Below are 12,135 nucleotides of genomic sequence, written 5' to 3' on the forward strand. Positions count from 1 at the left end.
TCTCCGCCTTGTTTGCGCCGTGGGGCGCATTAACGATGCCTCACGCAGGCCGCTGGAACGGCGACCGGATTCCGGGCATATTGGATGCCGGGGGACGGAGAGCTGCGGCGCCTGCATCCATGGCGCTTTGGTAAAATGGCCTGGAGGCCAAAGGTAAAATGCGTTCCTTCCTCGTTGCCGCTACCTGCCTGATGCTGTTCATGACCAGCGCCGCGCAGGCCAAAGTCGCCATCACCGTCGACAAGGATAGCCAGCAGATGACCGTCGCCGTCGATGGCGTCGAGCGCTATCGCTGGCCGGTGTCGAGCGGACTTCCATCGTATGAAACGCCGAACGGCAGCTTCCGCGCCTTCCGCATGGAAGCGGATCATTATTCCAAGGAATTCGACGAAGCGCCGATGCCGCATTCGATCTTCTTCACGAAGGTCGGCCACGCCATTCACGGCACCGATTCCGTGGGCCGGCTCGGCTCGCCCGCCTCGCATGGCTGCGTGCGGCTGTCGCGCGACAACGCCGCGAAGCTCTATGCGCTGGTGCAGGAGCAAGGCGTGCTCAACACCACGGTGACGCTGACCGGCTCATCCCAGGTGGCATTGGCGCGCAATCCGCGGCCGCGCACCAACGCCGTCGCACGCCGTGCTCCGCCGCAGCAATATGAGCAGCAGTCCAACGCCGCCGGCGATCCCGTCGTGATCACGCCGCAGCCCGGCATGGCGCCGCAGGCTGGTATGGCGCCGCAGGGTCGCGCTGACGACGGCTATATCTATCCGGCCGACGGCAGTTCCAGCGAGGCGCGTTATCCGGCGCCGCGCGACCGCCGCCTCTACGGCGCCCAGGCCTATCCGCAGCCGCAGCAACAATATTATGACAACCGCGGCTACGCGCCGGCGCCGCAGGGCTATTACCAACCGCAGCCGCAGCCTTATTACCAGCGGCGCGGGCTGTTCACCTATCAGGATTGACCGAGACTTGTCGTTGCAAGGGTGGCCGCGACGCCTGCCATGTGTCGTGCAGAATCATCCCGCTGGCCATCGCCACGACGAACACAACCACGCCCGGCGACAGCGTCGCCAGGCTCTCCAGCGCCGGTCCCGGGCACAATCCGACGAGACCCCACCCTACTCCGAACATTCCTGCGCCCAGCACCAGCGGCGCATCGATGTCGGATTTACCCGGCCAGAAATACTGCCCGGCCAGCACCGGCCGCGCGCGGTGTCTTGCCAGCATGAAGCCGGGAGTGGCGACAGCCAATGCCGCCGCCATCACCACGGCGAGGCTTGGATCCCACACACCAAAGATATCGAGGAATGCGAGCACCTTGGTCGGCTGCACCATTCCCGAGACGAGCAAGCCGGCTCCGAAGATCAGGCCACACAACAACGGCGCGATGATGCGCGATATGATTTCCATGGCTCAGCCTCCCAGCACGTGGCGGGTGACGGCCACGGTTGCGACCGCCGTCACCATGAAGACGATGGTCGCCGCGATCGAGCGCGGCGACAGCCGTCCAATCCCGCAAATGCCGTGGCCGGAGGTACAGCCACCGCCGAGCCGCGTGCCGAAACCAACCAATAGCCCCGCCGCCACGATGACGGCCCAGCTGGCCGGCAGCTTGGGCGGCGCCATGCCGTAGCCGATCCATCCGGCAACAACGGGGACCAGCATCAGCCCCGCGATGAAGGCGATGCGCCAGGCCTTGTCCTCGCTCCTGATATTCAGGAGCCCCGCGAAGATGCCGCTGATGCCGGCGATCCGGCCGGTCAGCAGCATCAACAGCACGGCGGAAAGGCCGATCAGCGCGCCGCCGATCGCAGCCGACACGGGAGTGAAATTGGCCATCGCGAAATTCCGTTGCTGTTGCGGGCGTACCAAACCATAGACCCGCAATGAATTATCGCAATGGGCCTACTGGTCGCCGTCACGCATCCGGCGCCAAACGGCGCCCAGCACGTTGGAATAGTCGTCGGTCCATACCCGCTGGTGGTCTTCGGCTTCGGTCTCGGCCCATTTGTCCGATGATGCGAGCGCGCCGACGTCGGCCTCGTGCCGCGCCGACACCACCACCGAGGTCGAGAAGATGTACTCAGCGTCGCGGCCGGAATCCTCGCTGTAGACCCAGCTCTTCAGGTCGTTGGCATCCGCAATGCCGACCACGACGCTGGAGAGTTCGAGATGCCGGTTGGAAACGTGCATCGCGACCACACCCTGCGGCGCCAGCTTTTCCTTGTAGATCTCCATCGCCTCTTCGGTCGCCAGATGAATCGGGATCGCATCCGACGAATAGGCGTCGACGATGATCAGGTCATAGACACCGTTCGGCTCGCGCGCGAAGGTCAGCCGCGCATCGCCGATCACCGGCTTCAGGTCCGGCTCGCACTTGCTGATATAGGTGAAATATTTCGGATCACGCGCGGTGTCGACCATCGTCTGGTCGATCTCGAAGAACTTCCAGTCCTCGCCCGGCAACGAGGCGCAGGTCAGCGTGCCGGAGCCAAGCCCGATCACAGCAACCCGCAGCGCGGCCCCTTTCCGCTCGCGCACCGCCGTGATCGCCTGCCCGATGCCGCCATCCTTGTGGTAGTAGGTGATCGGCTCGGGCCGACCGGTCACTGGCGTGCCGTCATCGTTCTTGAATTTCTCGGCGCCGTGGATCGTGGTGCCATGCATCAGTACGTGATACTGGCCGTTCGACGTCACCACGATCTTGTGGACACCGAAGAAGCTGCGCACGGTTTCCACCCGGCCGTCATCGGACGGGTATGCGCGCAGCAGTATCAGCGCCACCACCACGGTTGCAAAGATCTTCCAGCGGCTGGCGTTCAGCCCAAGCGCCAGCAATGCCGACAGCACGCCGACCGCGCCGATCATCCAGACCCGGCGTTCATCGAGCCAGTGCATGACCGTGCCAGGCGACCAGGACGGCGCGATCAACGCCACGGCCAGTACGGCGAGGAACGGCCAGTACCAGGCGCTCCAGCGCGGCAATCGTTCGTTTCCCGTCGGCCGGCACAACGCCGCCAGTGCCAGCAGGATCGGATATTCGGCGATCCAGGAAAAGGTGAAGGGGGCGATCAGGCCTGCGAAGAGGCCGCCGACCATGCCGCCGAACGACAGCGCGACATAGAAGCCGGTGAGATATTTGGCGGCCGGCCGCGTCCGCGCCAGTTCGCCATGGCAGGCCATTGCGATGACGAAGAAACACAATTGATGCCCGCCGAGCGTCAGCAGCAAGTTCTGCTCGCCGCCGAAGGCAAGCAGCACGACGACGCCGGCGATCGCCAGCGGCTGCGCTAGCAACATCCATTTGTGCGGCAGCAGCGGCCGCGACTGGAACACCAGCACCCAGGTCAGCAGATACAGCGACAGCGGTAGCACCCATAATAAGGGGGCCGCGGCAACGTCGGTGGAGATATGCGCGGTCACCGCGATCAGCAGACCCGACGGCACCGCCGCGAGGAAAATCCAGCGCGCGCGCGTCGTCCATGACGGCGCCGGCGCATCCGCATCGTCGGCCGGCATGTTCAGGTCAGCTGCATTGGCCGGCGAACGCAGCAGCAATATTGCGCAGCTTGCGATCAACGCGATCAGCAGGCCATAGCCGCCGGTCCAGATCAGGTTTTGCGCGCGGAGCGTAAACATCGGCTCCAGCAGCACCGGATAGGACAACAGCGCAAGGAAACTGCCGATGTTGGAGGACGCATAGAGAAAGTAAGGATCGGGCCCGCTGGGATGGCCGGTGCGAACGAACCAGGCCTGCAGCAGCGGGTTGTTGGCGGCGAGCGCAAAGAACGGCAGCCCGATCGATACCGCAAACAGACCCAGCAGCCAGACCGCATAGCCCGAATTCGGCGGCTCGCCCCAGCCGCTCGAGATCGACAGCGGCAGCGTCAGCATCGCAACGACCAGCAGCACCAGATGCACGGCCACAGGGACGGCGCGGTTGCGGAGCTGCATCAGAAAATGCGCATAGGCATAGCCGCCCAGCAGCAGCGACTGAAAGAACACCATCGCCACCGACCACACCGCCGGCGAACCGCCGAGCCGCGGCAGCACCATCTTGGTGAACAGCGGCTGCACCGAGAACAGCAGCAGCGCGCTGACGAAGATCGCCGCGGTGTAGACCACCAGAACCATCCGGTTCCGGGAATCGGACGACAGGTCCGTGGCGGCGGACGGTTCAGAAAGGCTCATGAGAGCTCCGGCATGGACCCGGCGGGCGCCGGAGGGCGGAATTCCGGCATGGAAGCGCCAGAGACGTTTAATGGAGCATATGGCAACAAGGCTAGCAAGGAACCGCAAAATGGTGGATTGAGGGGACGCCGGGGCGGCGCAACGGCACGGCTTAATCAAACCTTCTTGAAGCGCACATGAACGAAACGGACGTCGTCATCATCGGTGCGGGGCATAACGGCCTCACCTGCGCGGCCTATCTCGCGATGGCCGGACTGCGCGTGAAACTGGTGGAGCGGCGCAAGGTGGTCGGCGGCGCCGCGGTGACCGAGGAATTCCACCCGGGATTCCGCAATTCGGTGGCCGCCTACACCGTCAGCCTGCTCAATCCGCAGATCATCACCGATCTGAAGCTGGCCGAGCACGGCCTGCGCATCGTCGAACGCCGCGCGCAGAATTTCCTGCCCGCGCCCGATGGCAGCTATCTCCTCACCGGCGAAGGCCGCACCCGGGATTCAGTCACCAGATTGAGCCCGCGCGACGCCGATCGCATCGATGCGTTCGGCCGCGAACTGGAGGGCATTGCGGATGTATTGCGGCAACTGGTGCTACGCGCCCCGCCGAACATCGTCGAAGGCTTCAGCCTCGGCGCGATCCGCGAGACTTTCAACGCGCTCGGCACCGCCAGCATCCTGAAAAAGCTGTCGCTGGAACAGCAGCGCAGCCTGCTCGATCTGTTCACCCGCTCGGCCGGCGAAATGCTGGACGAACGCTTCGAGAGCGACCTCGTAAAAGCGCTGTTCGGCTTCGACGCCATCGTCGGCAATTACGCCAGCCCCTACGCGGCGGGCTCCGCTTACGTGATGCTGCACCATGCGTTCGGCGAGGTGAACGGCAAGAAGGGCGTGTGGGGCCACGCCATCGGCGGCATGGGCGCGATCACGCAGGCGATGGCGCGCGCGGCGCGCGGCCATGGCGCCGACATCGAACTCGATGCCGGCGTGCGCGAGGTGATGGTCGAAGGCGGCCGCGCGGTTGGTGTCATCCTCGACAATGGCGTAACCGTGCGCGCGAAATACGTCGTCTCCGGCGTCAATCCGAAATTGCTCTACACGCGCCTCGTGCCACGAGAAGCGCTGGCGCCGGAATTCCTCGAACGCATCACCCACTGGCGCAACGGCTCCGGCACCTTCCGGATGAATGTGGCGCTGAGCGCCCTGCCCTCGTTCACGGCGCTGCCGGGCGAAGGCGATCATCTGACGGCCGGGATCATCCTCGCCCCCAGTCTCGATTACATGGACCGCGCCTGGCAGGACGCCCGCGCGCGCGGCTGGAGCCGCGAGCCGGTGGTCGAGCTCTTGATCCCCTCGACGCTCGACGATTCGCTCTGCCCGCCCGGCCAGCATGTCGCGAGCCTGTTCTGCCAGCACGTCGCGCCGCAATTGCCGGACGGAAAATCGTGGGATGACTACGCTGAGGAAGTGGCCGACCTGATGATCGCGACGGTGGACAAATATGCGCCGGGCTTTGCGGGAAGCGTCGTCGGCCGACAGGTGCTGTCGCCGCTCGATCTGGAACGACAGTTCGGTCTGCTCGGCGGCGATATCTTTCACGGCGCGCTGACGCTGAACCAGCTGTTCTCGGCGCGGCCGATGCTGGGCCATGCCGATTACCGCGGGCCGCTAAAGGGCCTCTACCATTGCGGCTCAGGCGCCCATCCCGGCGGCGGCGTCACCGGCGCCCCCGGCCACAACGCCGCCAAGGTGATCCTGGGCGATCACCGCGCACTGTTTGGTTGAGAGGCGCAACACCGTTAGCGGTGCCGCGCCTGCTCGGTGGGTTAGATGGCGTCGTAGGCTTCCGCCGGAAGCACCCGCGCGGCCTGCGCCATCGCCAACGGTGAGATCGTCTCCATCGCGGACTGGCGGCGCTCTTCAGCCGACGGATAGCTGACGAAAGCGCACACGGCGCACATGACTGCAATAACTGCCGTAATCTTGGCCATTTCAATTCCTCCCTTGTTAATATTCTTATTTACGGCAGCGATCCTGGCATGCGCCCGTTTAACGCCCGGTTCCCGCATCCCCCGACCCAGCGTCGATCAGCAAACGCTGTGAATCGGCGGTGAATTGGCTAACAAGCCTTGAAAATTGCGATCGCTTCGCGGTGGACAATGTGTGGATGACCGGTGAAGAAATCGGTGCATCGGCGGTGCGGAACGGCGGGGCAACCTGTGGAGGTCCTCTGTATGTTCCGGTGCATGACCTTGTGGATGGGCGTTGCGTTAAGGGCCGATAGGCTGTGCGCAGGCGCGGCCAATGCCCGCCGCGTCTCGAAGCGCGAAAAGTTCGGGATGGGCCAGCTTGCAATTGAATTGAATGAAAAAGACCGGACGCCGCCAAGCGCCCGGTCCGGAAAAGTTGGTAGACGTGCTGCCGATTGGACCGGCAGTTGCGTCGAATTATTTCAACGATGTGCTGATGCTATCAAAGTTGCCGCTGAGCTTGGTGCCAACGCCCTGCACAGCCGTGATGATCGCAATCGCAATTCCGGCGGCGATCAGGCCGTATTCGATCGCCGTGGCACCTGTTTCGTCCTTGAAAAACGACAAAATGAGAGACTTCATGGCGGTTCAACCTCTGTTGTCGTAAACACGGAACCAGGCCCCCCGGTTCCTGTCTTTGGAACTACGGGTAAAAATCTAAATTGATCTAATCACCTAGGCGGAACTTTTCGCGATATTATGTATCGAAATTTGCTCAAGTTTGAGCTTTCCGCTGTTTTCTCGTGGTTCCCCAATGACATCCACTCCTGCTACCTCCCGTGCGGCCTTCGCGGTCGGCACTGAGACCGCCGCCAAACTTGTCGTCGATATACTTACCGAAGTCTTTTTTGAGGGGCAGGCCGCCATCGCCGCGTTTGAGGGTCCGGGCGGCCGCTGGGATGTCATCTTGCATTTTGCCGTCGCGCCGGACCAGGCGCTGGTGCGCCAGCTCGTGACCAACGCCGCCGGCGAGGAAGCCGCGAAGACCATCGTCTTCGACACGGTCGAGGCCAAGGACTGGGTCAAGGCGACGCTGGAAGATCTGGTCCCGGTCCCCGCCGGGCGCTTTGTCGTGCACGGCCATCACGACCGCGCGCGGGTGCCGTCCAACAAGATCGGCATCGAGATCGAGGCGGCGCTGGCGTTCGGCACCGGCCACCACGGCACCACGCGCGGCTGCCTGCTGCTGCTTGATCATGTCCTCAAGGCGTACCGGCCGCGGCGCGTGCTCGACCTCGGCACCGGCACCGGCGTGCTGGCGATCGCGGCGGCCAAGGCGCTGCAGGAGAACGTGCTGGCCAGCGACATCGATCCGCTCTCGGTGCGGGTTGCGCAGGAAAACGCCCGGCTGAACGAAGCCGGGCATCTGGTGCAGGCGATCCCTGCCACCGGCTTCTCGGCGCCGCAATTCGCGCAGGCTGGCCCGTTCGATCTGGTGCTGGCGAATATCCTCGCCAATCCGTTGCGGGAATTGGCAACGCCGATGGCGCGGCATCTGGCACCATCGGCGCTGGTTATCCTGTCGGGACTGCTGACGCCGCAGGCGGCTTCGGTGATAGCCGCCTATCGTGCGCGCGGCCTGGTGCCGGTGCGTCATCTGCGCATCGAAGGCTGGAGCAGCCTGCTGCTGCGCAACGCGGGCTAGAAACTCATTTGGTTTTGACGCGTTTTCTTCACGCGAACCGGATCCACTTCGCTCGAAAACGCTCCTACTCAGAAAGCTCAGGGGGCTTGTAGCGGGCGATGACGCCCTTTTCTTCGTCCTGCCTGGTGCGTTTGACGCGCGCCTCGACGAACCGGTCCAGCATCTGGACGATGACGCCGCGTTGCTTCTTGTTGGCGATCGGAGGGGCCGGGCCGCGGCGGACGGGCGGCGAGATCTTCTCAAACATAAAAGCAGGCATCGTGTATCCCCTCTTCGTTGAGATGAAACACTCCTGGAATTTCCCCTGGTAGCCTCACGTGAACGGCTTGCCGGGCAAACCGTTCCTTCCGATCTAACGCGGACATGGATATTGAAGCACAGATTATGCCAAATTATGGCTAGAGCCTTCTCCGTTCCGATTGAATCGGAACGGGGCTCTAGATTCTTGGTTTGACGCGTTTTCTTGACGCGAACCGGTGTCCACTTCGCTGGAAAACGCTCTATGTTGTGCGGACCTGCACCCAACCCCAGAGCGAGCCGGCGATGTTCGAAGCCCATTTCCAGACATTCGAAGAGCCCGAAAGCGGCATAGCCCTGACGGCACGCCTGGCCGCCTTCCGCGAGGAACTGGCGCGGCGCAAGCTGACCGGATTCGTGATTCCCCGTGCCGACCAGCAGCAAAACGAGTATGTGCCGGCATCGGAAGAGCGGCTGGCCTGGCTTACCGGCTTCACCGGATCGGCCGGCATGGCGGCCGTCCTGACCAAGGAAGCCGCTGTTTTCGTCGACGGCCGCTACACGCTGCAGGCCGCCAAGCAGGTCGACCGCAAGGCCTGGCATATCGAGCCGCTGGCCGATCCGCCGCCGGAGCACTGGCTGGCGAAGCATCTTAGCCCCGGCGACCGCCTCGGTTTTGACCCATGGCTGCATACTTCGGCGGCAGCCGAGCGGCTGGCAGCGGCCTGCGCCAAGGCCGGCGCGGAGCTGGTCGCGGTGGACAACAACCCGCTCGACGCGGTGTGGACCGAACGCCCCGCCCCGCCGCTCGGCCCGGTTGCGATTCACGGCGCGCAATTTTCCGGCGAGATCGAAGCCGAGAAGCTCAAGCGCATCCGGCTGGAGATCGCAAAACTCGGCGTCGACGCGCTGGTGCTGTCGGATTCGCACGCGGTGGCCTGGACCTTCAACATCCGCGGCGCCGACGTCTCGCATACGCCGCTGCCGTTGTCCTACGCGCTGGTGCCGAAGGACGGTCGTCCCACCATCTTCATCGACCACCGCAAGCTCTCGAATTTGTCGCGCGACCATCTGGAACAATCCGCCGATGTCCGGGAGTCTGGCGCGCTGACGCCGATGCTGACCGAACTCGCGCACAAGGGCGCCGCGATCGCGCTCGACAACGCCACCGCGGCCGATGCGTTGAGCCGCCTGATCGCCGCCGCCGGCGGCAAGCCGGTGCGCGGCAGCGATCCCGTGGCGCTGCTCAAGGCGGTGAAGAACATCACCGAGATCGAAGGCACGCGTACCGCGCATCAGCGCGACGCGGTGGCGCTGACGCGGTTTCTGGCTTGGATCGACCGCGAGGCGCCGTCGGGCGCGCTGACCGAGATCGACACCGTCGAGGCGCTGGAGACCTTCCGCCGCCAGACCTGCGCCCTGAAGGACGTTTCGTTTCCCACGATTGCCGGCACCGGGCCGAACGGCGCCATCGTGCACTACCGCGTCACCCGCAAGAGCAACCGGCGGATTTCGTCCGGCGATCTCCTGCTGATCGATTCCGGCGCGCAATATGAAGACGGCACCACCGACGTCACCCGCACCATCGCGATCGGCGAGCCGACGGACGAAATGCGCGACCGCTTCACCCGGGTGCTGCGCGGCCATATCGCGATCGCGCGCGCGGTCTTCCCCGACGGCACCACCGGCGCCCAGCTCGACAGCTTCGCGCGGCAATATCTTTGGGCCGCCGGTCTCGATTTCGAACACGGCACCGGCCACGGCGTCGGCAGCTATCTGTCGGTGCATGAGGGCCCGGCGCGGATTTCCAAGCTCGGCACCACGCCGCTGAAGCGCGGCATGATCCTGTCCAACGAACCCGGCTACTACAAGACCGACGCTTACGGCATCCGGATCGAAAATCTCGAACTGGTCGTCGGCACTGACGTTGCCGGCGCCGAAAAACCGATCAACGCGTTCGAGACGCTGACGCTGGCCCCGATCGACCGCCGCCTGATCGACGTGCACATGCTGAGCCCGACCGAACTGAAATGGCTGAACGACTACCACGAACGCGTCAACCGCGAGGTACGCCCGCACCTCGATGACAACGCGACGAAGCTGTGGCTGGACGACGCGACGGCAGCGCTGCTGCCGCTTTAATAGTCGCCCCCAGTCCCTCCGACTGTCGTCCTCCGCGAAAGCGGGGGACCCAGTACGCCGCGGCCTCTCGATTTGAAACTCAAGCCTCTAGGATACTGGATCACCCGCCTTCGCGGGTGACGACACTGACTTTGTTGCGCGGGACGAAACATCATCACACCGCCTCCCGATCCCGGCATAGCCGCATGCCGAAACGGCCGTATTCGCCGTGAGCCATCCCGCTACAGTCCAATTCACACAACGGATCGGACCTGAATGCATGGCGTGATGGGCAAGCCGCCCGGTACTGCTGGCGATACCGGCGGCATCGTGACGTCGAAGATCATGCTGCTGATGCTCGTCGCGATGACGGGCGTCGCGCCGATCTCGCTGTACTTGCTGGTGCCGGCGCTGCCCGTGCTGGCGACGACGTTCGGGCGCGATATTTCGATCGCGCAGATGACGGTGTCGCTGTTCATGGTCGGCATCGCCTGCTCGCAGATCATCATGGGGCCGCTGTCGGACCGCTTCGGGCGCCGCCCGGTGCTGCTGTGCGGGCTCGCTTTGATGGTCGCGGCCAGCGTGGGCTGCATCTTCGCCGAAACCCTGCCGCAACTGATCGCCGCGCGCTTCCTGCAGGCGCTGGGCGGCGCCACCGGCATGGTGGTCAGCCGCGCCATCATCCGCGATCTCTACAGCCGCGAGCGCATCAGCTCCATGATCAGCCTCGTGATCGCGGTCATGATGATCGCGCAGATGCTGAGCCCGCTGACCGGCGGCCTGCTGGAAACCGCGTTCGGCTGGCGCGCGATCTTCTATCTGATTACGGCGGCATCGCTGACGATCACGGTTGGCATCGCGATCATGCTGCCGGAAACCCGCCGCGAGCGCACCGCCGGCAGCAGCTTTCGCCGCGATGTCGGCGGCCTGATCACGTCGCGGGCGTTCATCGGCTATGCACTGTGCCAGGTGCTGGCCTCGCAGATCATTTTTGCCTTCGCCGGCGGCGGGCCCTATATCGTGGTGACGCAGATGGGCCGCACCAGCGCCGAGTATGGCGCGTGGTTTGCGGCAACCGGCTTCGCCTATCTGGTCGGCAACCTCTTCTGCGTGCGCTTTTCGCCGCGCTATCAGCTGGAGAAACTGATCTGGTTCGGGCTGGCGCTGCAGCTCGGCGGCAGCCTGCTCAATCTGGTGTGGAGTCTTGCGGGGACCAACCAGGCGCCTGCCATCCTGTTCGGCACCCAGATGATCGTGATGGTCGCCAACGCCTTCGTGATGTCGAACTCGGCGGCCGGCGCGCTCAGCGTCCGCCCCGAAGCCGCCGGCACCGCATCCGGCGCGATGGGATTTTTGCAGATGGGGATCGGCTCGCTGGTGTCGCAATTCGGTGCCTATCTCGGCGGCCATTCCGCCACGACGCTGCCGCTCACCGCCGCGATCTTCGCGATCTCGATCGCCTGCGCCTCGACGATGATCTTCATCGTGCCGCGAAGGAAGGTGCCGTAAGCCAGGCGAAGGTGGAAGAACGGGGATGCTGTGAGATAGCGCAGGATGACTCGACGAACGCTACTGTCGTCCTCCGCGAAAGCGGGGGACCCAGTACGCCGCGGCTTATCGGTTCTATCATTGACGTCTCTGGAATACTGGATCGTCCGCCTTCGCGGACGATGACACTGAATATGACTTCGCGATCTCGCGGCGCGATGCGCCCGAGGTTTGCAAGTAACTTCGCGCCCTCTCATCGAGAGGGCGCAGGGAAGACCGGGTGCGCGCTGCACCCGCGGTCTCGCGTGCGGTTTGCACAAAACAAAGTGCACACGAGCATACAGGGCAGCGGAGAACACCCGGCCTTCCCTGCGCAATGGCTTTACGGCTTATGCCGTGATCTCCCCGGAGACGAGTTCTTGGTTGACTC

Annotated in this window: 11 protein-coding genes; 5 read left to right on the forward strand and 6 right to left on the reverse strand. The window is 64.2% G+C overall.

The features are described 5' to 3' along the window. The first annotated feature begins 158 nt into the window (after positions 1-158). On the forward strand, positions 159-962 hold the full coding sequence (locus JQ641_RS35950) for a L,D-transpeptidase (RefSeq protein WP_212001704.1): 804 nt from the start codon (positions 159-161) through the stop codon (positions 960-962). Here JQ641_RS35950 and JQ641_RS35955 read toward each other — a convergent pair. The 3 genes from JQ641_RS35955 to JQ641_RS35965 form a co-directional block, all read right to left on the reverse strand. Further along, positions 946-1,410 (reverse strand): DUF6691 family protein, encoded by a 465-nt coding sequence (locus JQ641_RS35955; RefSeq protein WP_212001707.1) that lies wholly within the window; start codon positions 1,408-1,410, stop codon positions 946-948. The two genes, JQ641_RS35950 and JQ641_RS35955, sit on opposite strands and share 17 nt — an antisense overlap. 3 nt (positions 1,411-1,413) lie before the next feature. Further along, positions 1,414-1,839, reverse strand: a complete 426-nt coding sequence (locus tag JQ641_RS35960) for a YeeE/YedE family protein (RefSeq protein WP_212001709.1) — start codon at positions 1,837-1,839, stop codon at positions 1,414-1,416. A 66-nt stretch (positions 1,840-1,905) separates the two neighbouring features. Beyond that, entirely contained in the window at positions 1,906-4,191 is a 2,286-nt protein-coding gene (locus tag JQ641_RS35965; protein ID WP_212001711.1) for a spermidine synthase, read from the reverse strand. A gap of 176 nt (positions 4,192-4,367) precedes the next feature. On the opposite strand from JQ641_RS35965, the gene JQ641_RS35970 reads away from it, so the two are divergent. Then, positions 4,368-5,969 (forward strand): phytoene desaturase family protein, encoded by a 1,602-nt coding sequence (locus tag JQ641_RS35970; RefSeq protein WP_212001713.1) that lies wholly within the window; start codon positions 4,368-4,370, stop codon positions 5,967-5,969. Positions 5,970-6,010: 41 nt separating this feature from the next. Here the strand turns inward: JQ641_RS35970 and JQ641_RS35975 are convergent, their stop codons facing one another. Next, a complete protein-coding gene (locus tag JQ641_RS35975) occupies positions 6,011-6,175 on the reverse strand; it encodes a hypothetical protein (protein WP_212001715.1) in 165 nt (54 codons plus the stop codon). Between the two features lie 456 nt (positions 6,176-6,631). Beyond that, positions 6,632-6,796 carry a Flp family type IVb pilin gene (locus JQ641_RS35980; protein WP_192738052.1) on the reverse strand — a complete coding sequence of 55 codons (165 nt, stop codon included), beginning with the start codon at positions 6,794-6,796 and terminating at the stop codon, positions 6,632-6,634. Positions 6,797-6,968: 172 nt separating this feature from the next. Here JQ641_RS35980 and JQ641_RS35985 point away from each other — a divergent pair, with 172 nt between their 5' ends. Continuing rightward, positions 6,969-7,859 (forward strand): 50S ribosomal protein L11 methyltransferase, encoded by an 891-nt coding sequence (locus tag JQ641_RS35985; RefSeq protein WP_212001717.1) that lies wholly within the window; start codon positions 6,969-6,971, stop codon positions 7,857-7,859. A gap of 64 nt (positions 7,860-7,923) precedes the next feature. Here JQ641_RS35985 and JQ641_RS35990 read toward each other — a convergent pair whose 3' ends face one another. After that, complete coding sequence (locus tag JQ641_RS35990) at positions 7,924-8,118, reverse strand: hypothetical protein (RefSeq protein ID WP_212001719.1); 195 nt, start codon at positions 8,116-8,118, stop codon at positions 7,924-7,926. Between the two features lie 284 nt (positions 8,119-8,402). Here JQ641_RS35990 and JQ641_RS35995 point away from each other — a divergent pair, with 284 nt between their 5' ends. After that, positions 8,403-10,238 (forward strand): aminopeptidase P family protein, encoded by a 1,836-nt coding sequence (locus JQ641_RS35995; protein WP_212001722.1) that lies wholly within the window; start codon positions 8,403-8,405, stop codon positions 10,236-10,238. A gap of 255 nt (positions 10,239-10,493) precedes the next feature. Next, on the forward strand, positions 10,494-11,726 hold the full coding sequence (locus tag JQ641_RS36000) for a multidrug effflux MFS transporter (RefSeq protein WP_212001725.1): 1,233 nt from the start codon (positions 10,494-10,496) through the stop codon (positions 11,724-11,726). The last annotated feature ends 409 nt before the right edge of the window (positions 11,727-12,135 follow it).

The organism is Bradyrhizobium sp. JYMT SZCCT0180, assembly GCF_018130165.1.
Taxonomy (GTDB): domain Bacteria; phylum Pseudomonadota; class Alphaproteobacteria; order Rhizobiales; family Xanthobacteraceae; genus Bradyrhizobium.